General features: G+C 69.4%; 21 protein-coding genes. 15 read left to right on the top strand and 6 right to left on the bottom strand.

Annotated elements, in window-relative coordinates:
* Positions 1-612 precede the first annotated feature (612 nt).
* Both ABTZ59_RS08500 and ABTZ59_RS08505 read left to right on the top strand, forming a co-directional pair.
* Entirely contained in the window at positions 613-2,211 is a 1,599-nt protein-coding gene (locus ABTZ59_RS08500) for a PP2C family protein-serine/threonine phosphatase (protein WP_503002378.1), read from the top strand.
* Between the two features lie 95 nt (positions 2,212-2,306).
* Positions 2,307-3,788, top strand: coding sequence for an aminopeptidase P family protein (locus tag ABTZ59_RS08505; protein WP_351392712.1), 1,482 nt, complete (start codon positions 2,307-2,309; stop codon positions 3,786-3,788).
* A gap of 146 nt (positions 3,789-3,934) precedes the next feature.
* Here the strand turns inward: ABTZ59_RS08505 and ABTZ59_RS08510 are convergent, their stop codons facing one another.
* On the bottom strand, positions 3,935-4,444 hold the full coding sequence (locus ABTZ59_RS08510) for an ATP-binding protein (RefSeq protein ID WP_351392715.1): 510 nt from the start codon (positions 4,442-4,444) through the stop codon (positions 3,935-3,937).
* Between the two features lie 351 nt (positions 4,445-4,795).
* Here ABTZ59_RS08510 and ABTZ59_RS08515 point away from each other — a divergent pair, with 351 nt between their 5' ends.
* The 9 genes from ABTZ59_RS08515 (at position 4,796) to ABTZ59_RS08555 (ending at position 15,202) form a co-directional block, all read left to right on the top strand.
* The gene (locus tag ABTZ59_RS08515; RefSeq protein WP_351392718.1) at positions 4,796-5,620 is read left to right on the top strand and encodes a hypothetical protein; all 825 of its coding nucleotides are present in this window, start codon (positions 4,796-4,798) and stop codon (positions 5,618-5,620) included.
* A 204-nt stretch (positions 5,621-5,824) separates the two neighbouring features.
* On the top strand, positions 5,825-6,484 hold the full coding sequence (locus tag ABTZ59_RS08520; protein ID WP_351392938.1) for a YcnI family copper-binding membrane protein: 660 nt from the start codon (positions 5,825-5,827) through the stop codon (positions 6,482-6,484).
* Positions 6,485-6,654: 170 nt separating this feature from the next.
* Complete coding sequence (locus ABTZ59_RS08525; protein WP_351392720.1) at positions 6,655-7,335, top strand: SCO family protein; 681 nt, start codon at positions 6,655-6,657, stop codon at positions 7,333-7,335.
* Complete coding sequence (locus ABTZ59_RS08530; RefSeq protein ID WP_351392723.1) at positions 7,332-7,826, top strand: copper chaperone PCu(A)C; 495 nt, start codon at positions 7,332-7,334, stop codon at positions 7,824-7,826. Before ABTZ59_RS08525 ends, ABTZ59_RS08530 begins: the two co-directional genes overlap by 4 nt.
* A gap of 14 nt (positions 7,827-7,840) precedes the next feature.
* On the top strand, positions 7,841-9,889 hold the full coding sequence (locus ABTZ59_RS08535) for a copper resistance CopC/CopD family protein (RefSeq protein ID WP_351392726.1): 2,049 nt from the start codon (positions 7,841-7,843) through the stop codon (positions 9,887-9,889).
* A 78-nt stretch (positions 9,890-9,967) separates the two neighbouring features.
* The gene (gene efeB, locus ABTZ59_RS08540; protein WP_351392942.1) at positions 9,968-11,227 is read left to right on the top strand and encodes an iron uptake transporter deferrochelatase/peroxidase subunit; all 1,260 of its coding nucleotides are present in this window, start codon (positions 9,968-9,970) and stop codon (positions 11,225-11,227) included.
* Between the two features lie 72 nt (positions 11,228-11,299).
* Entirely contained in the window at positions 11,300-12,235 is a 936-nt protein-coding gene (gene pheA / locus ABTZ59_RS08545) for a prephenate dehydratase (RefSeq protein ID WP_351392728.1), read from the top strand.
* Between the two features lie 733 nt (positions 12,236-12,968).
* On the top strand, positions 12,969-14,246 hold the full coding sequence (gene serS / locus ABTZ59_RS08550) for a serine--tRNA ligase (RefSeq protein WP_351392731.1): 1,278 nt from the start codon (positions 12,969-12,971) through the stop codon (positions 14,244-14,246).
* Positions 14,247-14,407: 161 nt separating this feature from the next.
* The gene (locus ABTZ59_RS08555) at positions 14,408-15,202 is read left to right on the top strand and encodes an HAD family hydrolase (protein ID WP_351392945.1); all 795 of its coding nucleotides are present in this window, start codon (positions 14,408-14,410) and stop codon (positions 15,200-15,202) included.
* A 366-nt stretch (positions 15,203-15,568) separates the two neighbouring features.
* Here the strand turns inward: ABTZ59_RS08555 and ABTZ59_RS08560 are convergent, their stop codons facing one another.
* The 5 genes from ABTZ59_RS08560 to ABTZ59_RS08580 all read right to left on the bottom strand — a co-directional run bounded on the left by ABTZ59_RS08560 (position 15,569) and on the right by ABTZ59_RS08580 (position 20,158).
* Positions 15,569-16,261 carry a hypothetical protein gene (locus ABTZ59_RS08560; protein ID WP_351392734.1) on the bottom strand — a complete coding sequence of 231 codons (693 nt, stop codon included), beginning with the start codon at positions 16,259-16,261 and terminating at the stop codon, positions 15,569-15,571.
* Between the two features lie 326 nt (positions 16,262-16,587).
* Positions 16,588-17,307, bottom strand: coding sequence for an ABC transporter permease (locus ABTZ59_RS08565; protein WP_351392737.1), 720 nt, complete (start codon positions 17,305-17,307; stop codon positions 16,588-16,590).
* A gap of 25 nt (positions 17,308-17,332) precedes the next feature.
* Positions 17,333-18,244: an ABC transporter ATP-binding protein gene (locus ABTZ59_RS08570; protein WP_351392740.1), complete on the bottom strand. Its 912-nt coding sequence runs from the start codon at positions 18,242-18,244 to the stop codon at positions 17,333-17,335.
* A complete protein-coding gene (locus ABTZ59_RS08575) occupies positions 18,241-19,152 on the bottom strand; it encodes an ABC transporter permease (protein WP_351392743.1) in 912 nt (303 codons plus the stop codon). The genes ABTZ59_RS08570 and ABTZ59_RS08575 overlap by 4 nt, the downstream gene beginning before the upstream one ends.
* Positions 19,142-20,158: an ABC transporter ATP-binding protein gene (locus ABTZ59_RS08580; protein ID WP_351392948.1), complete on the bottom strand. Its 1,017-nt coding sequence runs from the start codon at positions 20,156-20,158 to the stop codon at positions 19,142-19,144. The genes ABTZ59_RS08575 and ABTZ59_RS08580 overlap by 11 nt, the downstream gene beginning before the upstream one ends.
* A gap of 232 nt (positions 20,159-20,390) precedes the next feature.
* Between ABTZ59_RS08580 and ABTZ59_RS08585 the strand changes: the two genes are divergently transcribed.
* Genes ABTZ59_RS08585 through ABTZ59_RS08600 form a run of 4 tightly spaced genes read left to right on the top strand, consistent with a single transcriptional unit; the run spans position 20,391 to position 24,914 of the window.
* Positions 20,391-21,221, top strand: a complete 831-nt coding sequence (locus tag ABTZ59_RS08585) for a M24 family metallopeptidase (protein WP_503002425.1) — start codon at positions 20,391-20,393, stop codon at positions 21,219-21,221.
* A gap of 14 nt (positions 21,222-21,235) precedes the next feature.
* Positions 21,236-23,035, top strand: coding sequence for an SDR family oxidoreductase (locus tag ABTZ59_RS08590; protein ID WP_351392749.1), 1,800 nt, complete (start codon positions 21,236-21,238; stop codon positions 23,033-23,035).
* A complete protein-coding gene (locus ABTZ59_RS08595; protein WP_351392752.1) occupies positions 23,032-23,955 on the top strand; it encodes a metal-dependent hydrolase in 924 nt (307 codons plus the stop codon). The genes ABTZ59_RS08590 and ABTZ59_RS08595 overlap by 4 nt, the downstream gene beginning before the upstream one ends.
* On the top strand, positions 23,952-24,914 hold the full coding sequence (locus ABTZ59_RS08600) for a MerR family transcriptional regulator (protein WP_351392755.1): 963 nt from the start codon (positions 23,952-23,954) through the stop codon (positions 24,912-24,914). Before ABTZ59_RS08595 ends, ABTZ59_RS08600 begins: the two co-directional genes overlap by 4 nt.
* Positions 24,915-24,963: the final 49 nt, after the last annotated feature.

Raw genomic sequence — 24,963 nt, forward strand, 5'->3', positions numbered from 1 at the left:
TCCGTTGAACGCCGAGGTCCACATGACACTGACACCATGTGTGTGCATCACTTCACCGTGCGTACATTTCGACGCGTGGCCGCCCCTTGCCCGAGGCACGAACAGACCGTCTCGGTCCGTGGCGCGTCGCACCGTCCCTGAACCGAACTCGGACTGTCTTCATTAAACGCGTGGCGAGGGGTGGCGTGCGCATGGCGCTTACTGTCCCGGTGCCGTACCGCTGTTCTCTTCCCGCCACTCCGGAGGATGGGTGCGGGCTACGGCGGTTAAGACGCCCAAGCCGGTCGGCAGGTTCCGAGGCGGTCCCAACTGCCCCTGTCCGTCACCGTTTACGTACCCATCACGTTCGGAATGACGCTCCACACGGGTCGTACTCGAACTCAGCACTGAAGGACTCCCAGTTGAGCGCCCTTAGTCGACCGCAAAACCACATCACGGGGGTCAATTTTTGGCCAAGTTCGGCACCTCGCAGACACTCGTCGCTCCTCTAGGACAATGCTGGACATCACATCAGCTGTGCGTGTAGATGTGGATCTATTGATAGCTGCGCAGAATGACATGGGGGTTTGCAATGCTATTGAGTGAAATGCACCGTCCCGGAAGTCGGCTGACATGAGCGCTCCACACATGCCGAATGTGGCTGGAATCGACTCTGCGGTCCCTGCCCCCACACAGACTGTCCCGCCCTTCGACGCCCTTCCGGTCGCGCCGGGCCCACCGATCCAGGACCGGCTGGCGGGCTGGGTCTCCGATCTCACGACCCTCCATGAACTCACCGAAGGCCTGGCCAGGACCCGTTCCCTGGACGGCGCGCTCCATGAACTGCTGCGCGCAGGCGCCGCCCTGGTCGGTGCGCGGCGGGGTCTGGTCCTGTTCGAACCGGCCGACGGTCTCGGTCCCGTCACCACCCTCGGGCTCGGACTCAGCCACGCCGATCTCGGCCTGCTGGAAACCGTGCCGCGCCGCGCCACCTCGTACGGCAGATTCCTCCACGACCCCGACTGCCCCAGCAGCCACAGCAGCCACAACTGCCCCGACAGACCGGCCGAATCCACCGACCCGGTGGAACCGGCCGGACCGGTGGCTGTCCCCGATCTGCTCGCCGACATGGATGCGGGTACGGGTACGGGTACAGGTACAGATGCGGGTACAGGTACGGACACAGGTATGGCGACGGATCCGCGCCAGCGCGAGGTGGCGGCCCGGCTCGGCCTGGGCGCCAGTTACGCCGTACCGCTGGTGGCCGGTGGGGCCGGGCGCGATCCCCGTACGGCCACGGCGCCCCCGGGCGCGCCCGCTCGGTCGGCTCGGCCCGCGAAGCTCGGCGCCGCCGTCTGGTTGTACGACAAGCCCGCCGAGCCGACGGAACGGCAGCGCCATCTGATCGGTCTTTACGTCCGTTACGCCGGCGAACACCTCGCCCGCCTGCTGGAGCTGGAACGTGCCCGCGCCCACGTGACCAGTCTCACCCGCGAGCTGCTGCCCGGTCGACTGCCCCGGATGCCCGGCGTACGCATCGCGGTGCGCCATCGCACCACGGCGGCCGGCGGGGGCGACTGGTACGACGCGCTACCGCTCCCCGAGGGCGCCCTCAGCCTCGCCGTCGGCTCGGTCAGCGGCTCCGGGCCCGGCGCGCTGGCCGCGATGGGACGGCTGCGCGCCGCCTTGCGGGCGTACGCGGTGATGGAGGGCGAGGACCCCATCGCCGTCCTGTCCGATCTGGAGCTGCTGCTCCGGCTGACCGAGCCCGCGCGTACGGCCACGGCGCTCTTCGCATACGCCGAACCCGCCCGGCGCACGCTCGTACTGGCCGGAGCCGGGCACGCGCCCCCGCTGGTCGTCGGCGAAGGGCGTACCGAGTTCATCGAGACGTCGCTCTCCGCGCCGCTCGGGATGCTCTCCTGCTGGCAGGCGCCGAGCGTGGAGCTGGTGACCGCCCCCGGAGAAACGGTGCTGCTCTATACGGACGGACTGCTGCGCCGTACGGGCGAGCCCATGGACCGGGCCTTCGCCCGGCTGCACACAGCCGCCGCGAGTGTCCCCACGACCGCCAGGGACGATCCGGGAGCGGTCGCCGACCACGTACTGCGGGCCCTGCTGCCCGCCCTCCCCGCGGAGCCCGACGGACCCGGAACGGCCGGTCTCGCGCAGCCCTGCCATCCCCCGGAGCCGGACGAGGACTTCGCACTGCTCGCCGCCCGCTTTGAGTGATCATGACGGATTCCTCACAGAGAGCCGGGGCCTTCCTCCCCTCGCACATACGATGGAAAAGATGGTCCAGATCCGTAGTCGTATGAGGAGAAGACGTGGCTGAGGAGCTCACACCGGAGACCCCGGAGCCGGAGACCCCTGAAACAGAAGAAGCCCCCATCAAGCCGAGGAAGAACGGTCTGTACCCGGGCGTGTCCGATGAGCTCGCAGAGAACATGAAGTCAGGCTGGGCCGACACCGAGTTGCACGGCCTGGAGCCGATCGCGCAGGCGTCCGAGACCGCCGCCCGCCGTGCCGCGCTCTCCGCGCGCTTCCCCGGCGAACGCCTGGTGATCCCCGCGGGCAACCTCAAGACCCGCTCCAACGACACCGAGTACGCCTTCCGTGCCTCCACGGAGTACACGTACCTCACCGGCGACCAGACCCAGGACGGCGTCCTCGTACTGGAGCCGAAGCCCAACCAGGGCGGGCACGACGCGACCGTCTATCTGCTGCCGCGCTCCAACCGCGAGAACGGCGAGTTCTGGCTCGACGGCCAGGGCGAGCTGTGGGTCGGCCGCCGGCACTCCCTCACCGAGGCCGAGCAGCTTCTCGGCATCCCCGCCAAGGACGTACGGGAACTGCCCGCCGTCCTCAAGGACGCCACGGGCCCCGTCCGCAACGTCCGGGGACACGACGCCGGTGTCGAGGCCGCGCTGACCGACAAGGTCACCGCCGAGCGGGACGAGGAGCTGCGCGTCCATCTCTCCGAGGCTCGCGCCGTGAAGGACGCGTTCGAGATCGGCGAGCTCCAGAAGGCCGTGGACTCCACCGTCCGGGGCTTCGAGGATGTCGTGAAGATCCTCGACAAGGCCGAGGCCACCAGCGAGCGCTACATCGAGGGCACGTTCTTCCTGCGCGCCCGCGTCGAGGGCAACGACATCGGCTACGGCTCGATCTGCGCGGCGGGACCGCACGCCACCACCCTGCACTGGGTACGCAACGACGGTGACGTACGCCCCGGCGATCTGCTGCTGCTCGACGCCGGTGTGGAGACCCACACCCTCTACACCGCGGACGTCACGCGCACCCTGCCGATCAACGGCCGCTACAGCGAGCTCCAGCGGAAGATCTACGACGCGGTCTACGAGTCCCAGGAGGCCGGCATCGCGGCGGTGCGGCCGGGCGCGAAGTACCGCGACTTCCACGACGCCTCGCAGCGGGTCCTCGCCGAGAAGCTCGTCGAGTGGGGGCTCCTTGAGGGGCCGGTCGAGAAGGTCCTGGAGCTGGGCCTCCAGCGCCGCTGGACGCTGCACGGCACCGGTCACATGCTCGGTCTGGACGTCCACGACTGCGCGGCCGCGCGCCGGGAGGCGTACGCCGATGGCACGCTGGAGGCCGGTATGTGCCTCACCGTCGAACCGGGGCTCTACTTCCAGGCCGATGATCTGACCGTGCCCGAGGAGTACCGCGGCATCGGCGTCCGGATCGAGGACGACATCCTCGTCACGGAGGACGGGAACCGGAACCTCTCGGACGCGCTGCCGCGCCGGGCCGACGAGGTCGAGGCCTGGATGGCGGCGCTCAAGCAGGCCTGAGCCCGAGCACGACCCCCGGTCCCGGTCCGGTCCCGATCCCTGTCCCGGTGTCTGAGCCGGGGCTTGAGCCCGGTCCTGCTGGTCCTGCCAGTCCTGGTGGTCCTGCCAGTCCTGGTGGTCTTGGCGGAGGGCGTCCCGCTCGGAGTTCACATGGCTCTGAGCAGGGCGCCCTCGCGCCATTTCAGGATCTTGTCGAAGCTGACCACCGCGCCGCGCCCCGGCCGGTTGCCGAACTGCACATGATCGGCGAGTTGCTCGATCAGCCCCAGCCCCCTGCCGTTCTCGGCCATGAGCGCGGGAGCGGGGGCAGGGGCGGGGGCGGGGGCGGGAGCGGGAGCCGTACGACCCGCGGGGGCGGGGGCCGTACGCCGCAGCACCCTTCGGGCGGGAAATCCCGGGCCCGAGTCGGCCACTTCGATACGGCATCTCTCGCCGTCCAGATACACGGTCACCCGGTACGCCCCCGGAGGCTCACCGGCCCCCTCGTTCCCGCCGTGCTCAACGGCGTTCGCACAGGCTTCGCTGAGCGCGACCGACAGATCGAAGGAGATGTCGGGGTCGACACCCGCGGTGTCCATGGCGCCGAGCAGAAGGCGGCGGGCGAGCGGAACGCTCGCGGCTTCGCGCCGCAAGTGGACAGACCACCAGATGCTCATGCTCCAGCCTCCAGGCTGCGGCTCGACATACCGGCGCTCGACATATCGAGGCTCGACATACCGATACGTATTGCCCCGCGCCTCCGGTCTAAGCACGCGGTTGACGTGATAGCCCTCATTCGGCGGACGCGTCCGTGGCGCACCGCGGTGTATGGGGCGGAGTAGCGGTGTATGGGGCGGAGTAGGGGACGGGGCACAGCGGTATGGACAGAGACCTGGCGGGGACCTGGCGGGGATCTGGCGGGGACCTGGCAGAGATCGGGGCGGAGATCCGGGCAGAGATCGGGCAGAGAGTGACCTTCCGGACCTGCCCTACGGCGCCCGGGGCCGCAGTGCGATGATGACCCGGCCATGTCCAGTCCCGTCCGCATGTACGCCGGAGCCGCGCCGCGGCTGCTGAGGGCCGCGGTGTTCACCGCGGTCTGCGTCGTGCTGTCGGCGACCGGGCATGTACTCGCCGCCTGTGCGCCGGTCCCCTGGTGGACTCTGCTCCTCGGCTTCCTGGGAGTGTTCGCGGTCGCCGCCCCGCTCGCCGGACGGGCGCGCTCGACCGGCTCCATCGTCATCGCCCTGATGGGTGGTCAGCTCGGCCTGCACAGCCTGTTCGGCATCGGCCAGCAGCACCTCAAGGCGCCGGCGGGCACGGACGACGCGCTGATCAGACTGGCCGCGAAACTGGTCTGCGGACCGGGGCCTGCCTCACTCAGCGCGGTCGACGCACAACGGATCGTCGCCAACGCGGGGATCAGCCCGGTGGGTTCGACGACGAGTACCCATCAGCACATGGCGTCCGCGTTCGGACCCGCGGCCTCGACCACCGCGTCGGCCACCATCGCGGGCGAAGGACTGCTGCCCTCCCTCCCCATGGTGCTCGGGCATCTGCTTGCCGCCCTCGCGACGGGCTGGCTGCTGCGCCGCGGGGATCTCGCTCTTCTCCGTCTCGCCCAGCTGTCGACGCAGGGTATCGACGAAGTCACCGACAGTGCGTTGCTGCGGGCCCTGCGCGCGGCTCTCGCCCTCGTACGGGCCCTGCGCGCCGGGCTGCCCGGGCTGCCCGCGCCGCAACCGCACGCCTGGCGTGGCCCGTACCGTACTCTCCCGCCGCCGTCCGGCGAGACGCTCCAGCACACGGTGATCAGACGCGGCCCTCCGGCCGTATTCGCTCTCGCAGCCTGACGCGACACCCCCGCGCTTCCGCGTGCCGATGGACATCGGACAGGGACCGGGTGAGGTCGCGATGCCGTCGCACACCGATGCGGCGACCCCGTCTGTTCACCCCTCTCTCCTTTCTCTCGCACCGTGGAGTGTTCTGTGTTCTCTGTAAAGAACGTCACCCGCGTCTCCGTCGCCGGCGGTATCGCCGCGACCGCCCTTCTGCTGATGGCCGGCTCCGCCTCCGCGCATGTCAGCGTGCAGCCGCAGGGCGAGGCTGCCAAGGGCGGTTCCGTGACGGTCAACTTCAAGGTCCCCAACGAGCGCGACAACGCCTCCACCGTCAAGGTCGAGGTGAATCTCCCCGACGACCACCCGCTGGCGTCCGTGATGCCGCAGCCCCTCCCGGGCTGGAAGGTCGAAGTCACCAAGACCAAGCTCGCCAAGCCGCTGGAGATGCACGGCAACACGATCACCGAGGCCGTGTCCAAGGTCACCTGGACCGCGGACGGCGGCAAGATCGGACCGGGCCAGTTCCAGCAGTTCCCGCTCTCCGTCGGACAACTCCCCGAGGACGCCGACCAACTGGTCTTCAAGACGATCCAGACGTACGACAACAGGGACATCGCCCGTTGGATCGAGGAGCCCAAGGAGGGCGCGGCGGAGCCCCTGAGCCCCGCGCCCGTGCTGAAGCTCACCGCGGCCACCGGGGACGGGCACGGCGCCTCGGCCACCGCCGGGACCGAGGCGAAGGACGAAGCGAAGCACGCGACGGCCTCCGCCGACGCGAGTGACACCACCGCCCGTGCCCTCGGTCTCATCGGCATCCTCGTCGGCATCGCCGGGGTGACCTTCGCCGTGCTGGCCGGCCGGCGCCGTACGGCCTGACGCTCCCCTCACGCGCTACGGCCACTGCTGGGGCCACTGCTACGGCGACGGCCACGCGCACCACGGCACCAACCGCACCACGTATCCGAGGCGCCCGAGACACGCGGGGCCGGGAATCAGACCCGGCCCGCGTGTCCGGTGCCCGTACTCCACGACCAGGAAATATCCCCATGCGCACGAAGACAGTGACGTCCCGCAACAAGGCGGTGGCCTCCGCCGCCGCCCTCGTCGCGGCTCTGGCACTCACCCTGACCGCCTGCGGCGGTGGCGGCGACGACTCGGCGAAGCCCGTCGCCGATGTCTCCGCCGAGCCGAAGACCCAAGCCGCGACCGTGCTCGACACACCGTTCAAGAAGCCGAACCTCGTCCTGAAGGACACCAAGGGGGAGTCGTACGACTTCCGCGAGGCGACCAAGGGCAAGCCGACGCTCATCTACTTCGGCTACACCAACTGCCCGGACGTCTGCCCGACAACGATCAGCAATATCGCCATCGCCCGTAAGTCGCTGCCCAAGGCCGACCAGGACAAGCTCCAGGTCGTCTTCGTCACCACCGACCCGGAGCGGGACACCTCCGCCGAACTCGGCAAGTGGCTGGCCAGCGCGGGCGATCCGTCCTTCGTCGGTCTCACCGGTGACTTCCCCACCATCCAGGCGGGCGCGCGTCAGCTCGGCATCGGCATCGACGCACCCAAGAAGGAGAAGGACGGCACCGTCGTATCGATGCACGGCGCGCAGGTCATCGCGTTCTCACCGAAGACCGACGGCGGGTATGTCCTCTACGGCGAGGACGCGTCCTCGGACGACTACGCCAAGGACCTGCCGAAACTCATCAAGGGTGAGACCCCGTGAACCGCCGTGCCCCGCTCGCTCTCGCGGCCGGAATGATCGCCGCGCTCGCGCTGGCCGGCTGTTCCTCGGCATCATCCGCTTCCTCCTCTTCGTCCGACTCTTCCGCCAACCCCTCGGGCAACGCACCTCAGTTGAAGGTCAGCGGTGGCTATATGCCGCGCCCGGTCGGCGATCTCGCGGCAGGCTTCCTCGTCGTCACCAACAGCGGGGGCGCCGCCGACACGCTCACCTCGGTCACCAGCGACATCTCCGACGACATCACGATCCACAGCACCGAGAACCAGAAAATGCGGAAGGTGAAGTCCTTCGACATCCCGGCCGGCGGCAAGCTGAACCTCGCGCGTGGTGGCAACCACATCATGTTCATGAGTCTCAAACGCCAGCCGGAGCAGGGCCAGAAGGTCGGCATTGAACTGCACTTCGAGAAGGCCGACCCCATCAAGGTCGAGCTTCCCGTGAAGGAGATCAACTACAACCCGGCCCAGCGATGAGGGACTGAGGGACCATGACAGCCACCGCCCCGCGCTTCGGATCCGCACCGTTGGTGCGGCTACTGCTCATTGCCACGGTGCTTCTCGGCGCCGTCTTCACCGTGCTCTCCGGCACGGCGTCGGCGCATGCCGCACTGACCGGGAGCACCCCCGAGGACGGGGCGGTGGTCGCCACCGCTCCCAAGGACATCAGCCTCACCTTCTCCGAACAGGTCGCCATGGGCGACGACTCGATCCGTGTGCTCGATCCGGACAACAAGCGCGCCGACGCCGGGAAGATCCGCGACCTGAGCAGCGGCGGCACCGTCACCTACGGCATCGACCTCCACGCGGGGCTGCCCGACGGCACCTACACCGTCGCCTGGCAGGCCGTCTCCGCCGACAGCCATCCCATTTCCGGCGCCTTCACCTTCTCCATCGGAGCGCCTTCGACCACCACGGCCGCCGTGCCCAGCGGGGAAGCCGGCGGGGGACTGGTCGGCACCCTCTACGACATCGCGCGCTATATCTCGTACGCCGGTTTCATCCTCCTCGTCGGCGGTGCGGCCTTCGTCCTCGGCTGCTGGCCGCGCGGCGCGTCCGTACGTCCCCTGCAACGGCTCGTCGTACAGGGCTGGCTCACCCTCACCGCCGCCACGCTCGTGCTGCTGCTCCTGCGCAGCCCGTACACCGGCTCGGGCGAACTGGGCGACGCCTTCGATCTCGGCGGACTACAGGACGTCCTGGCCACCAAGACGGGGGCGGCGCTCGTCTCCCGGCTGCTGCTGCTCGGCGCCGCCGCGCTGTTCGTCGCCGTCCTCTTCGGCGCGTACGCGAAGCGGGAGACGCCCCGGGACGAGGAGGAGCGCAAGGAGAGGAAGGACCTCACCTTCGGACTCGCCGTGGGTGGCACGGTCGTCGCGGCCGGGATCGCCGGAACGTGGGCGCTCGCCGAGCACGCCTCGACCGGGATCCAGACCGGTCTTGCCATGCCGGTGGACGTCCTGCATCTGCTGGCGGTGGCGGCCTGGCTCGGCGGGCTCACGGCGCTGCTCGTCGCGCTCTACCGGGCGCCCTCCATCGAGAACGCGGCGGTGCGGCGCTTCTCGCGCGTCGCGTTCATCAGCGTCGTCGTACTCGCCGTGACCGGGCTCTACCAGTCCTGGCGTCAGGTCGGATCGTGGTCGGCGCTCTGGGGCACGTCATATGGGCAGCTCCTTCTGGTCAAGGTCGGGCTCGTCGCTGTGCTGGTCGGGATCGCTTGGTTCTCCCGGCGGTGGACGGGACGGCTGGGACAACGGGCTGAGGCAGGGGCAACGGAGGCAGAGGCAGGGACGGGGACTGGGGCAGGGACAGGGACAGGGAGAGAGGAAGGGGTAGGAATCGAGGCGGATGCGGATGCGGAGGCGGATGCCGAAGCCAAGGCCGGAGCCGAAGCCGCGACGGGATCGGAGACTGGGAGTGGAACCAAGCCCGCCGCGGCGACGACCGTCGTTGGTGACAGTGAGAGAGCTACCCAGCTCGCACGGCAGAAAGCCGCACTGGCGTCTGCTCGCCAGAAGCGGATCCGCGACGCCGACCCAGGGCGAATCGGACTGCGCCGTTCCGTATTGGCCGAAGCCGGAGTCGCCGTGGTGCTCCTCGCCGTCACGACCGTACTGACCTCCACCGAACCGGGCCGTACCGCCGAGCGGGAAGCCGGTGCGACCGGCGGCACGGCCGCCACCACGCCCGCGTCCGAAGGCCCCGTCAACGTCACGCTGCCCTTCGACACCGGCGGCGAGAACGGCGAGGGCACCCTGCGGCTCACCCTCGACCCCGGCCGCTCCGGCGCCAACGCGATGCATATCTACATCGACGGCCCGGACGGACAACCACTGGATGTGCCCGAGGTGAGGGCCGCCTTCACCCTCACGGCCCAAAAGATCGGTCCGCTGCCGATCGTCCCCGAGCGCTTCGCTCCCGGACACTGGAGCGCGGACGCCGTACAGATCCCGATGCCGGGTGAGTGGCAGCTCCAGCTGACCGTTCGTACCTCCGACATCGACCAGACGACCGTCGACAAGAACGTGAAGATCGGCTGACCCATCGTGAGCGAGACAACCCGGCAGGACCACGACAACCGGCACGGCCACGACGACGACCGGGCCCCTCTCGCCGGTATCTCCAGGCGGCGGCTTCTCGGCACCGCGGGCGCCGTCGGCGCGACCGGACTCGCCCTCGGCGCGGTGGGCGGAGCCGGCGCCTACGCGGCGAGCCGCCCCGCGCCGACGACCGCGCTGACCAGCGTCGGCACGGACTCCGTCCCCTTCCACGGCGCACATCAGCCCGGCATCACCACGCCCTCGCACGCCCGTGGGCATCTGATCGCCTTCGACCTGGCCCCGGGCGCGGGACGGAAGGAAGCCGCCGCGCTGCTGCGCCGCTGGTCGGCCTCGGCGCGGACGCTGATGGCCGGTGAACCGGCCGCGGGCGGCGGCGCGGGAACGGGCGGAGCGGACGGCGGCCATGACACCGGTATCGCCCTGGACGCGGGGCCCTCCTCCCTCACCGTGACCTTCGGATTCGGCCGCACCTTCTTCGACCGTACGGGCCTGGCCGCCCGGCGCCCGGCCGCTCTGGATCCGCTGCCCGCCTTCTCCTCGGACCATCTCGACGCCGGACGCAGCAACGGTGATCTCTGGATCCAGATCGGCTCCAACGACGCGCTTGTGGCCTTCCACGCGCTGCGCGCGCTCCAGAAGGACGCGCGCGCGGCGGCCCGGGTGCGCTGGCAGATGAACGGCTTCAACCGCACCCCCGGCGCCACCGCCCACCCCATGACCAGCCGGAATCTCATGGGTCAGATAGACGGCACCCGCAACCCCAAGCCGTCGGAGCCCGACTTCGACCGGCGGATCTTCGTCCCGGCGACCCCGGCGGCCGGCACCCCGTCCTGGATGGCGGGCGGCTCCTACGCGGTCGTACGGCGTATCCGTATGCTCCTGGACGACTGGGAAAAGCTCACGCTCACCAAGCAGGAGCAGGTCATCGGCCGCCGCAAGTCCGACGGCGCGCCGCTCACAGGCGGTACGGAGACGACCGATCCGGACCTGGACCGGTTGGGACCGGACGGCAAGCCCGTCATCCCCAGCAACGCGCACGCCCGGATCTCGACACCGGAGGCCAATGGCGGGGCCGCGATGCTGCGCCGCCCTTTCTCCTTCCACGACGGGATCGGGCCGGACGGGACCCCGGACGCGGGGCTGCTCTTCGTCTGCTGGCAGGCCGATCCGCTCAAGGGGTTCGTACCGGTGCAGCGCAAGCTCGACCGGGGGGACGCCCTCTCGGCGTTCATCCGACATGAGGCGAGCGGTCTCTTCGCGGTGCCGGGGGGCGCGCGCGAGGGGGAGTACGTAGGGCAGCGGCTCCTGGAGTCCTGAGCCCGCACGCCCCCCACCTCGGGGTTTACGAGCCCGGATTCACGAGAGGCGTCGGCCTATTAGGGTGACCGTATGTCGGCCACGCGCTACACGTATCTCGGCCCCGAGGGCACCTTCACGGAAGCGGCCCTCCGTACGCTCCCGGAGTCAGCCACGCGGGAACTCGTCCCCATGGTCTCCGTACCGGCGGCCCTCGACGCCGTGCGGAACGGGGATGCCGCGGCCGCACTGGTACCGATCGAGAATTCGGTGGAGGGCGGGGTCACCGCGACCCTCGACGAGCTCGCCTCCGGCGAACCGCTGATGATCTACCGCGAGGTGCTGCTGCCGATCACCTTCGCCCTGCTCGTACGGCCAGGGACGGAGTTGTCGGACGTGAAGACGGTGACCGGTCATCCGGTAGCGCAGCCGCAGGTGCGGAACTGGCTGCGGGCCCATCTGCCGGACGCCCTGTGGGAATCGGCCGCGTCGAACGCGGACGGGGCGCGGCTGGTGCAGGAGGGCAGGTTCGACGCGGCCTTCGCGGGTGAGTTCGCGGCGGCGACGTACGGCCTTGAGCCCCTCGTCACCGAGATCCATGACGCGGAGAACGCGGAGACGCGCTTCGTTCTGGTCGGCCGGCCCGCGCGTCCGGCGGCGCCGACGGGCGCGGACAAGACGTCGGTCGTCATCTGGCTGGGCGACGACCACCCGGGTGCGCTGCTCGAACTGCTCCAGGAGTTCGCGGTCCGCGGCGTCAACCTGATGCTGATCCAGTCGCGGCCGACAGGCGCGGGAATCGGCAATTACTGCTTCGCCGTGGACGCCGAGGGTCATATCTCGGACCGGCGGGTGGGTGAGGCGCTGATGGGGCTGAAGCGGATCTGCCCCAAGGTGCGGTTCCTCGGCTCGTACCCGCGGGCGGGAGTGTCCCCGGCCGATGTGCCGCCGCTGCGGCCCGGGACCTCGGACACGGCGTTCATCGAGGCATCGGACTGGCTGGCGCGCAGCCAGGACGGCCGCGCCTGAGGCCCGACCGCCGGGGCGCCGGCCCGGGCCGGCCCAGTCCAGGCCGGGCCGGGACCTGCCCGGTGGGATGGGGTCACTGCCGCCCTACGCGCCGGGCCCTCGTCCGGCCGGGTCCTCGTCCGGCCGGGTCCTCGTCCGGCCGGGTCCTCGGCACGCCACGCCCGCGCCCGGTCGTATCGTGTCGCAGGACCTGTGGATGTATCGCGGAGTTATCCACAGGCCTGGTCGTCACCCTGGGGACAAGTCGACAACACGGACCTGCGCAGTCGACAAATCGCTCCTGCCACCCTCTCTCCGTCCACAGGACACCGAGGAGCCTCGCGTCACCTCAATTCCCGTGATCAACTCGTTAGAGCGAGCAATTCCCACCCGAATGAGTGCGCAAAGCGGGTTTGAGAAGAGAATCAGTCCGACTGTCCCCGGCTTTCGAGGCAACCTTTTCGGCGATCCACAGATCCTCCACACAGCCTGTGGATAACTCTGGAGCCCTGTGCATTTCTGTGGACAACTCACGCCGCAACCGGCTCAAGTCCCGTTCCCCACAAGGGAAGTGAGTCAAGGCGGCTACACCGGAATGCCTCGTTCCGGGGAATTGTGCCCCCTTTATTGACGAACACCGAGCAACCGGCGACGATTTTCCCGACAGGTTTACCAATTCCGGCAATTAGGACAAAGTGGAGCGCCTGTCGATATCGGGTGGGTCGGCGTCAGTGCGCACCGGTAGCCTGGTGGGGTGATTGACCTTCGCCTGCTCCGTGAGGACCCCGACCGTGTTCGCGCCTCCCAGCGCGCCCGTGGAGAGGACGTCGCGCTCGTCGACGCCCTGCTCTCCGCCGACGAGCGGCGCCGGTCGTCCGGCCTGCGCTTCGACGAGCTGCGCTCCGAGCAGAAGTCGCTCGGCAAGCTCATCCCCAAGGCGTCCCCGGAGGAGAAGGCGGAGCTGCTCAGGAAGGCTGAGCAGCTGAAGTCGGACGTCAAGGCCGCCGACGCCGAGCAGCATGAAGCCGATGAGGACGCCAAGCGGCTGCTCCTCCAGATCGGCAACATCATCCACCCCGACGTTCCGGTGGGCGGCGAGGAGGACTTCGTCGTCCTGGAGACGCACGGCACGATCCGTGACTTCGCGGCAGAGGGCTTCGAGCCCAAGGACCACCTGGAGCTCGGCGAGGCGCTGGGCGCCATCGACGTCGAGCGGGGCGCCAAGGTGTCCGGCTCGCGCTTCTACTATCTGACGGGTGTCGGCGCGCTGCTGGAGCTCGCCCTCGTCAACGCGGCGATCGCGCAGGCCACCGACGCCGGCTTCATCCCGATGCTCACGCCCGCGCTGGTCCGCCCGCGCGCCATGGAGGGCACGGGCTTCCTCGGCCAGGCCGCGGAGAACGTGTACTACCTGGAGAAGGACGACTACTACCTGGTCGGTACGTCAGAGGTGCCGCTCGCCGCGTACCACATGGACGAGATCATCGAGGCCGAGAAGCTGCCCCTGCGATACGCGGGCTTCTCGCCGTGCTACCGCCGCGAGGCCGGGACGTACGGCAAGGACACCCGGGGAATCTTCCGGGTCCACCAGTTCGACAAGGTCGAGATGTTCTCGTACATCGATCCTGCCGATGCCCAGTCCGAGCACCAGCGGCTGCTGGACTGGGAGAAGCAGTGGCTGACCAGCCTCGGGCTGCCCTTCCAGGTGATCGATGTGGCCACGGGCGATCTGGGTGCCTCGGCCTCGCGCAAGTTCGACTGCGAGGCGTGGATCCCGACCCAGGGCAAGTACCGCGAGCTGACCTCGGCGTCCAACTGCGACAGCTTCCAGGCCCGTCGGCTCTCCGTCCGGATGCGGGACGGCAAGCAGGTCAAGCCGCTGGCGACACTGAACGGCACGCTGTGCGCCGTTCCGCGTACGATCGTGGCGCTTCTGGAGAACCACCAGCAGCCGGACGGCTCGGTGTGGGTGCCCGAGGTGCTCCGCCCGTATCTGGGCGGCCGTGAGGCACTGGAACCGATCGCCAAGTGAGCACGGACTCCACAGCGGCGCCCGCGCCCTCACAGTCTCCCGCGCCGACGTCCCCGCCCGCCTCGGGGCCGTCGCCGGACGGGCCCTCGTCGTCCGGGCAGTCGTCGTCCGGGCCCTCGCCGTCCGGGGCGTCGTCCTCGGAGCCGTCGTTCCCGTACAGGCTGGTCGCGACCGATCTGGACGGCACGCTGCTGCGTGAGGACGGCACGGTCTCCGGGCGTACGCGCGAAGCGCTCGCCGCCGTCACCGCGGCGGGCGCCGCGCACATCATCGTCACCGGACGCGCCGTGCCATGGACCCGGCACATACTGGACGATCTGGGGTACGAGGGTCTCGCGGTATGCGGCCAGGGTGCGCAGGTCTATCACGCCGGTGAGCACAGGCTGCTGACGTCACTGACGCTGGACCGTCAACTGGCCGGGCTGGCGCTGGCCAAGATCGAGGGAGAGGTCGGCCCGCTGGCACTGGCCGTGAGCCGGGACGGACTCGACGGCGATGTGCTGGTCGGCCCCGGCTACCGACTACATGACGGCCCGCTGCCGACAGTGCTGGTCGACGATCCGTCGGAGATGTGGTCTGCTCCGCTGAACAAGGTGTACATCCAGCATCCGCGGCTGGACGACGACGCGTTGGCGCACGCCGCGCGGGCGGTGGTCGGCAATCTGGTGGACGTGGTGATGGCGGGCCCCGGGGTCGTGGAGATCCTTCCGCTGGGCCTGAGCAAGGCCACCGGACTCTCGCTGGCGGCGCGCCGGCTGGGCGTCAAGGCGGCGGACACGATCGCCTTTGGCGACATGCCGAACGACATCCCGATGTTCGGCTGGGCACGGCACGGTGTGGCGATGGCCAACGCACACGAGGAGTTGAAGGCCGTGGCGGACGAGGTCACGGCGTCGAACGAGGACGACGGCATCGCGCTGGTGCTGGAGAAGCTGCTGGGCCAGAGCCGGGCCTGATCGAGAAAACCGTCCCCAGGACTTGTGGGTCCGGTGCGGCTCGGTAGGCCGTTGCCCCGCCGGTCGGCGAATCCTCCGGGAAGGGGCGGCCCGCGCGGATGCGCGCTCGAAGCGGCCGCCCCCTGGGCAGCGCGCCGGCGGCTGCGCGGAGTGGTGATGGCTACTCCGGTGCCTACGCGGTGCTGCCCCGCTGGGAACTCGACGGACTCGGCCTCCCGGTCATCGCCGCGCTCCGCTCCCGGTCCGGGGTGTGTTGTGACACAACTACTCTGACCGGCAGGGCGGTTCCACGCCACCGAATATCGGCGGCACGGTCCGCGCCCGTCCAAGAGATGCGACGGACGGACGCGGACCGTCCTAAAAGGATCAGCGGCGCTTACGCCCGCGACGCAGATCCCTCAATTGGTGGACGACGTCGTCCACCCTGGCGTCCACGCGGTGGATGTCCGCGGACATCTCGCACAGCCGGTTACCGATGGCTGCGACAACCCGATTGGTCGCGTCGAGCCGCCGGTCCAGACTGTCGAGCCGGTACGACATCCGGTTCAGAACCGGACCCAACTCCCGGAGCGCGACCCCGACCTCACCGAGGCATGCCTCGACGTCGGTGACCCGACGGTCGAGGTCCACGTACCCCTTCCGCAGAGCGTCCTCGGCATCGAGGAGATACGTACGGACGCACCGCGCGATGTCGCTGTCGCGAAGGAGCATCGCGATGTTGAGGACGGCGCGACGGGGGTAGAGCGTGAGGCTGGAACGCCTCTGTGGATAACTCCCGTCGCCCCCGGATGAGAGTGACATCTTGTCACTCTGATATTCCCGCAGGTCAGAGCCTCGCAGTACATGCATCCCGTTCTCGGACAGCTCCGCGCGATGCCTTGCGGTCAACTGCCTGATGACGTCTGTGGATACTTCGAAGTACCGCGCGACGCCCTCGGTCGCGATGTGTACGCCGTCGTGCAGCAGCCGCAGCGCCTTGACCTTGTCGAGCGCCTCGACCCGCCCCACAACACTGTCGCGCATCGCTCGCGATTCGAGCAGAGCACCTTCAGGTGGCATGGATATGCCTTCCCCTTGTAGAACCGATGATGGTCGGCCCTGTCCCCGGGCTTCAGGGGCGGAGGTCGGCTCACGGTGGCTACTCACTCAATGACCGGTGCGGCTTTCGATCCGGCACCGGCAATCCCCAGTTTCACAAAGGCTCGACGCTACGACTCCCAGTTGCCTCCACGCACTCCGAACAACGAGCCGATAAGCGTACAGTTACGCCGCAACCCCCGCCTATCAGGCAGGGGTTGCGGCGTAACGACGACGGCATACGTCGGATGACGCGCCAGACAGAAGCAGACAAGGGCAGGCGAAGACAGCGGAGGCGAGCCTTCGGCTCACTCCTCGCCCGCGAGCGTCAACGTCCGTAGTTTCTGGCCCGCGTACCAGGTCGCGACGACCGAGACACCCACCAGCAGGACCACTGCCAGCGGCAGTCCGACGTCCGAGGTGATCGTCGTACCGTCGCCGATCTTCTGGGCGAGGGCCAGGGACCACTGCTGGACGCTGAGCGTGCGCGCGCCCGCGACCAGGCTGCCGAAAAGGGTCTCCCAGACCAGCGCGTAGACGAGTCCTATGACCATCGCGTGCCGGCTGACCGTACCGAGCAGCAGGAAGAGCGCGCTGTAGGCGATCGAGGCGACCAGTGCCGCGACCGTATAGGCGATGGCGATCTGCTGGCCGTTGCCGTTCAGGATGAATCCGGCGATGAACGTGGGGATCGCGGAGAACGCCATCGTCACGGCTATCGCCACGAGCAGCTTGGTGAAGATGATCGTCGGCCGTTTCACCGGCTTGGACAGCAGATAGACGATCGAGCCGTCATCGATCTCGGGCCCGATCGCGCCCGTCCCCGCGATCACGCCGATCAGCGGCACCATCGTGGCCAGGGCGAAGCCGCCCAGCACGTCGGACGCGACCTGGTCGTCCACTCCGTTGAAGCCTCGGACGGCCGCCGCGATGAGGATCAGCAGAGCGGGCAGTACGAAGAGGATCGCGGCCCGGCGCCTGCCGAGCAGGGCCCGGTAGGTGAGCCGGGCGACTGTGGGGTTGTACATGACGTCACAGCTCCTTTCAGGCCGCTCAGGCCGCTACGAGGTAGGAGAAGACCGATTCGAGGGACTCGTCCGAGGGCGAGACCGCGAGCAGCCGGATGGAGTGCTCACGGGCGACCCGCGGCAGCAGTTCGGTGAAGCGGCCGAAGTCGACAGCCTGGATACGCAGTGCGCCCTCGGCGACGTCGACCTCGATACCGGCCGTTGACGGGTCGGCGATCAGCGCGGCGGCGAGCGCGCGGTCGTCGCTGGACCGTACGAGATAGCGGTGCGGCCGGTCGGTCATCAGGCGGCGGATCTTGCGGAAGTCGCCGGAGGCGGCATGGCGGCCGGCCACGATCACCTCGATGTGCGAGGCGAGTTGCTCGACCTCCTCCAGGATATGGGAGGAGAACAGGACTGTCCGCCCCGTGGCGCCCATACGCCGCAGCAGATCCATCAGCTGCATCCGCTGGCGCGGGTCCATCCCGTTGAACGGCTCGTCCAGGAGCAGCACCGACGGGTCGTGCACCAGCGCGGACGCCATCTTCACGCGCTGGCGCATGCCCTTGCTGTACGTCGCGATCTTGCGGTCCTGCGCGTACTCCATCTCGACCGTGGCGAGCGCCTCGCGGGCCGCCTTCGTGCCCAGTCCGTGCAGTTCGGCGTTTGCCACGACGAAGTCGAGACCGGTGAGGAAGTCGTACATCGCCTCCCGCTCGGGCACGATGCCGATCTGCCGGTAGACGCCCTCGTTGCGCCAGATCTGCTCTCCGTCGAGGGTGACGGTGCCCGTGGAGGGGGCGAGGAAGCCCGCCATCATGTTGATGAGGGTGGACTTGCCCGCGCCGTTGGGGCCGAGCAGGCCGGTGACGCCGGGGCCGATCGTCATCGTGACGTCGTTGACGGCCACCACATTGCCGAACCAGCGCGAGGTGTGCTCGATATTGATGGTGGTCACAGCCCGACCTTCCGGTAACGGCGCATGAGAACGGCGTACGAGCCGAGGACGAGCGCGAGAACGACCAGCAGATAGATCACGCCCACGCCGGCCGAGGGGCCCGCTTCGCCGGGGAAGGCGGAGGTGGCGCCCAGGAAGGCGGTCTGTACGCCGTCGATGAGCGTGACCGGCGAGAACAGACCGAGCCACTTGACGGCGCCGAGCGCGTCCGTCTGCCAGGCGATCGCCTGGATGGTGGAGACCGCGCCGTAGGAGATGGTCAGGGTGGCGATGACCGCGGCGACGCCGAAGCCGCGGCGCGGCGTGAACGCGGCCATCACGAGGCCGATCCCGCCAAAGAGGAGCGAGAGCAGCGCGACCGACACCAGTCCCTGGCCGAACCCCTTGGTCTGGTCGACGAAGTCCATCTTCGCCAGCAGAGAGCCCGCATAGAGGATGACGAGCGGCGACGCGGTCAGCACGAAGAGCGCGGAGGCCATCGCCCCGTACTTCGCGATGACGTAGTCGACCCGCTCGATCGGGCGGGAGAAGTACAGCGGCACGGTCTTGAAGCGCAGATCCCGCGAGACGGACTGCGGGGCCTGGGCGGCGAGATAGAGGCCGATGACGGCCTGGGTGACGATCGCGTAGCGCGTGTAGTCGAGCGGCAGCGCCTTGAGGTCGGTCGCGACGGCGACCGCGACGATGATCGCCGCGGGCAGGCACATCACCGCGAAGAGGATCATCGGCAGGACCTTGGACTTGGCCGAGCGGCCGAGTCCGTACGCGCCGCGCAGGGACTGCGAGTAGAGGGAGCGTCGGGCGTAGGCGCGGCCGAGCCGCGGCCCGTCGTAGTTGCGGTACCCGATGTTGTGGATCCGGGTGGCTCCGGCGCCTGCCCCGGCACCGGTCTCGGTCTCAGTGCTCATCGCGGGCGCCTCCCTTCTGAAGTGCGTACTCCGCTTCGTCGGCGCCCTGGCCCGGCTGGGCCGCTTCGGCGGACGGTTGCGAGCGGAAGACCTCCGCGATGTGATGCCGGCGCTGTTCCATCCGTACCAGCCCCAGGCCGAGCCCGGCGACGGTGTCGCGGACGACGTCGTACGTCTCCTCGCTCTTGGCCTCGATCAGCAGGATATGGCCCGCGCCGGGCAGTCCTTCCTCCATGCCCGCGTGCAGGGTGAGTCCGGCGGTGGTGAGGGCCTCGCGCAGGGACCGCGTGCCGTCGGGGTGCGCGTCCGTGTCGGTGACCTCGACCGCGAGGGTGGTGGTGATCTGGGTGAAGTCGCTGGTGGAACTGGAGCGCAGAAGCGTTCCGCCGTCGATGACGACCACATGGTCACAGGTGCGTTCGAGCTCGCCCAGGAGATGCGAGGTGACCAGTACGGAGATGCCGAAGTCGGTGTAGACGCGTCGGATGAGGCCGAGCATCTCGTCGCGGCCGACCGGGTCGAGACCGTTGGTCGGCTCGTCGAGGAGGACCAGTTGCGGGTCGTGGACCAGCGCCTGCGCGAGCTTGACGCGCTGCTTCATACCCGTCGAGTAGCCGCCGATGGGGCGGTAACGCTCCTCGTACAGACCGACATGGCGCAGCGTGTCGGCGGTCCGCTCGCGGGCGGCGGTCGGCGGAAGTCCGGACATGCGCGCCATGTGGACGACGAACTCGGTGGCCGAGACGTCCGGCGGCAGGCAATCGTGCTCGGGCATGTATCCGACGCGCTCGCGGATGGCGCCACCGCTGGTGGCGACATCGAGCCCGAGCACCGTGGCCCGGCCTTCCGTGGCGGGGGACAGACCCAGCAGGATCTTGATCATGGTGGACTTGCCGGCTCCGTTGGCGCCCACCAGGCCGGTCACACCCGGTCCGATGTCCAAGGAGAGCCGGTCAAGCGCGGTTACCCGGGGGAACCGCTTGCTCAGGCTTTCTAGCGCGATCACAGTCACGGTTCGACGGTAGTGGCGCGGGCCAAGGCGAGCGTCAGACCAGGCGGCTGTATCCATGTCAGCCTCCAGATGTAGGGAACCCGTAGGGGCCCCGGCCGCCCGCCGGTTATCCACAGGAATGCCCCGCCCCTTGACGTCGCCGCCAACCATTGTCACATTCATCAGTGTCACGTTACGAACACGTACCGCACACGGAACGGGGTGGGGACGGGTGGGAAGCGACGCAGTGACGGACGCGCGGACCGCGGAGCTGCGGGGGTTCAGAGAGGTGCAGCGCCTGGCGTACGCGTGCGCGGAGGCGGTCGCCGCGCGGCTGCGGCCGGGGGTGACCGAGCGCGAGGCGGCGCGCATGCAGCGCGAGTGGCTCCGTGCGCGTGGTGTGCGCGACTGGTTCCATCTGCCCTTCGCGTGGTTCGGGGACCGTACGGCGTTCGCGGGCTTCCGGATACCGCTCCAGTTCTTTCCCACCGGCCGGCGCCTGGAAGCGGGCATGCCGTTCATCCTCGATCTGGCACCGGTCCACCGCGGCTTCACGGCCGACGTCGGCTACTCGGGCTGTCTCGGGCCCAACCGGCTGCACGGCAAGCTGCTCGCCGACCTTGAGGCGCACCGTGAGCTGATCCTGCGGGAGGTGCGTGAGCGGCGCTCACTGCGGGAGATCTACGAGGATGTGGACCGGCTGATGGCGCGGCAGGGATATGCCAACAGGCATCGCGCGTACCCCTTCGGTGTCATCGCCCACAAGATCGACCGGGTGAAGGAGCGTCGCGTCTCGCCCCATGTGTTCGGGTTCGGCACCCAGTCGCTCAAGGGGCTGGCGCGCGATGCCCTGCATGGCCACCGGGACGGCTGGTCACCGCTGTGGAGTCCGTACAGATTCTCCGATCACCCGCCGAAGCCGGGGCTGTGGGCGGTCGAACCCCACCTCGGATTCCGGGGTAGCGGCGCGAAGTTCGAGGAGATCCTGGTGGTCACCGACTCCCGGGACCCGGAGCAGAGCGCGTTCTGGCTGGACGACGATCTGCCGCATGTGCGGCGCTGGGCGGAGGCCGTATGAATGGCGGAGGCCGTATGAGTAACGGTGCGGGCGAAGGCAGCGGCAGGGACAGCGGCCCGGCCGGCGCGCGGGAGCGCTGGGTGCGTACGGGCGGGATCGAGCTGTGCGTGGCCGAGTTGGGCGATCCCGCGCGGCCGACCGTCCTGCTGGTGCACGGCTATCCGGACAGCAAGGAGGTATGGTCCGAGGTCGCGGAACGGCTCGCGGACCGTTTCCATGTGGTGCTGTACGACGTACGGGGCCACGGCGGGTCGACGGCGCCGGTCCCGCTGCGCGGCGGCTTCACGCTGGAGAAGCTGACGGACGACTTCCTGGCGGTCGCCAACGCGGTGAGCCCGGACCGGCCGGTCCATCTGGTCGGCCACGACTGGGGCTCCGTGCAGTGCTGGGAGTTTGCCACGGTGGCGCGGACCGAGGGACGGATCGCCTCCTTCACCTCGATGTCGGGACCCTCCCTCGATCATATGGGGCACTGGATCAAGCAGCGGGCGGCACGGCCCACTCCACGCCGTGCCGGCCAGCTCCTCGGGCAGGGCGCCAAGTCCTGGTACGTCTATCTGCTGCATACGCCCGCGCTGCCGGAGCTGGCCTGGCGCGGGCCGCTCGGCAGGCGGTGGCCGAGGATCCTCCGGCGGATAGAGGGGATCCCGGACGGTACGTACCCGACGTCCTCGCTGCCCCAGGACGCGGCGCACGGCGCGTGGCTCTACCGGGACAACGTCCGCGCCCGGCTGCGCAGCCCGCGCACCGACGCCTACGCGCACGCCCCCGTTCAGCTGATCACGCCGACCGGCGACGCCTTCCTGTCGGCACGGCTCTACGACGATCTGGAGCAGTGGGCTCCGCGGCTCGTGCGGCGGACGCTGCCCGCCAAGCACTGGGTGCCCCGCACCCGGCCCGACCAGCTGGCTGCCTGGATCGGTGACTTCGTCACGGTCCACGAGGACGGCGGGCTCCCGGACCCCGGTACGGCGCCGAGCGGGCCGTACGCCGAGCGCTTCGGCGGACAGCTGGTGCTGGTCACCGGCGCCGCCAGCGGCATCGGCCGGGCCACCGCCTTCGCGTTCGCCGAGGCGGGCGCGCGGATCGTGGCGGTCGACCGGGACGCGGAGGGGGCGGCCAGGACCGCGGAGCTGGCCCGGCTGATCGGCGCCCCGGACGCCTGGGCAGAGCCGACCGATGTCGGCGACGGGCAGGCGATGGAGAAGCTCGCCGAGAGGGTCGCCACGGAGTACGGCATTGTGGATGTGCTGGTCAACAACGCGGGGATCGGGCTGTCCGGAGCGTTCCTCGACACCACCGCCGAGGAGTGGAAGAAGGTCCTGGACGTCAATCTGTGGGGCGTCATCCATGGCTGCCGGCTCTTCGGCAAGCAGATGGCCGAGCGCGGCCAGGGCGGTCATATCGTCAACATCGCTTCGGCCGCGGCGTATCAGCCCTCAAAGGCGCTGCCCGCGTACAGCACGTCGAAGGCGGCGGTGCTGATGCTCAGCGAGTGTCTCCGGGCCGAACTGGCCGGGCAGGACATCGGGGTCTCCGCGATCTGCCCCGGCTTCGTCAACACCAACATCACCTCGACCGCGCACTTCACCGGCGTCTCCGCCGAGGAGGAGGCGCGGCGCAGGAAGAAGTCGGCCCGGCTGTACGGTCTGCGCAACTATCCGCCGGAGAAGGTCGCCGAGGCCGTGCTGCGAGCCGTCGTCCGCAACCAGGCCGTGGTGCCGGTCACTCCGGAGGCGCACGGGTCGCGGCTGCTGTCCCGGTTCGCGCCGGGCGTGCTGCGGGCCATCGCACGCGTGGAGCCGCCGCTGTGAACGCCGGAAGAGACGTGGAGCACCCCATCGTGCCGCGCCGGGTCTCGTTCGACTGGCGCGAGACCCCGCTGCACTGGATACCGGACGAGCCCACCGCCACGCATGTCATCAATGTGCTGCATCTGCTGCTGCCCGCGGGCGAGCGGTGGTTCGTGAGGGTCTTCAAGGAGGGCCTTCCGCTGGTCACCGACGCGGACCTGGTCAAGGACGTCAAGGGGTTCATGGGTCAGGAGGCCACACACAGCGTGCAGCACTCCTATGTGCTGGACCACCTGGCGGAGCAGCGGCTGGACACCGACGCGTACACCCGGCATGTGGACTTCCTCTTCGAGCGGCTGCTCGGCGAGAAGCCGCCCTGGGGGATACCCTTCCCGGCCGGGAAATGGCTCCTGTACCGGCTGGCGTTCGTCGCCGCGATCGAGCAGTTCACGGCGGTCCTCGGCGACTGGGTGCTGCGCGCGCGGGAGTTGGACCGCGCAGGCGCCGACGAGGTCATGCTCGATCTGCTGCGCTGGCACGGCGCCGAGGAGGTCGAGCACCGGGCGGTGGCGTTCGACATGTACCAGCACTGCGGCGGCTCCGGGGCGGCGCCGTACGCCCGGCGGATCGTGACGATGTGCGTCACCGCGCCCGTACTGCTGTGGCTGTGGACCTGGGGCGCGGCCTATCTGATCCGGCACGACCCCCAACTCGCGGGGCGGTCGCGGTATTCGCTGCGTGAGCACAGCAAGGCGATCAACAAGGGTCTGCTGCCCAGCTGGCGGGAGCTCGGTTCGGCGATACCCCGCTACTTCCGGCGCTCGTACCATCCCTCGCGGGAGGGCTCGCCGCGCAGGGCGCTCGACTATCTCGCGACCTCGCCGGCGGCGCGTGCGGCGGCGGGCGCGGTGGGCCGCGCGGCGCTGGGGCGAGGGAAGTGAGCGTGTCCGGGTCCGAGCCGCGGTCCGAGCCCGGCGCCGAGTACCGGATCGAGGGTCTCGCGCACGCGAGCGGCGCCACGGTCCGTACGATCCGTGCCTACCAGGACCGCGGGCTGCTGCCCAGGCCCGAGCGGCGCGGCCGGGCCAATGTGTACGACGACACCCATCTCGCCCGGCTGCGGCAGATCGCCGATCTGCTGGAGCGGGGCTACACCCTGGCCTCCATCAAGGAGTTGCTGGAGGCATGGGACGCCGGGCAGGGACTGGGCGGGGTGCTCGGGCTCGTCGCCGAGGTGCACGGACCGTGGACCGACGAGGAGACGGCCAGTATTTCGCGGGCGGAGCTGGACGAGCGGTTCGGCGGCGCGCGGGACGACGCGGCCATCGAGGAGGCCCTGGAGCTGGGCGTGCTGGAACGTATCCCGGGCCGGGACGACGCCTTCCTCGTCCCCAGCCCCCAGGAGCTGGCCGTGGCGGCGGAGTTGCACGCGGCCGGGGTGCCCCTGCCCGCGATCTCCGGACATCTGCGGGAGCTTCGCGGTCAGGTCGAGCACATCGCCTCCCGTTTCCTGGAGTTCACCACTGAGCATGTCTTCGCCCGCTATCTCGGTCACCGCCCTCCGACGGACGCGGACGCGGCCGAGGCGGCCGCGCTGGTGCGCCGGATGCGGCCGCTGGCGCGGCAGTCGGTCGACGCGGAACTGGCCCGCGCGATGCGGCTGTTCGCCACCCGCCGTCTCCACCGGCGGCTGTCGGTGGACGCTCCGCCCTCGGGCCCCTCCGGGACCCGGTCCGTGCCGCTGCCCGCCGACACGATCCGGGCTGTGGAGAACCTTGTTGGCCGGGAGCGAGTGGCGTCCTTCGTCGCCGCGGCCACCGAACGCGAGGTTCAGGCAAGAGCCTTGGACGACCTCACCTCAACCCACAGACAAGAAAGACAAATTGACCAAATAGGTTAAATGGGCGCCCAGTTATCCACAGATCCGTCAAATAGCCTGTGGATAAACA

Origin of the sequence: Streptomyces sp. NPDC094034, from assembly GCF_040303865.1 — a bacterium.
Lineage (GTDB): Bacteria > Actinomycetota > Actinomycetes > Streptomycetales > Streptomycetaceae > Streptomyces.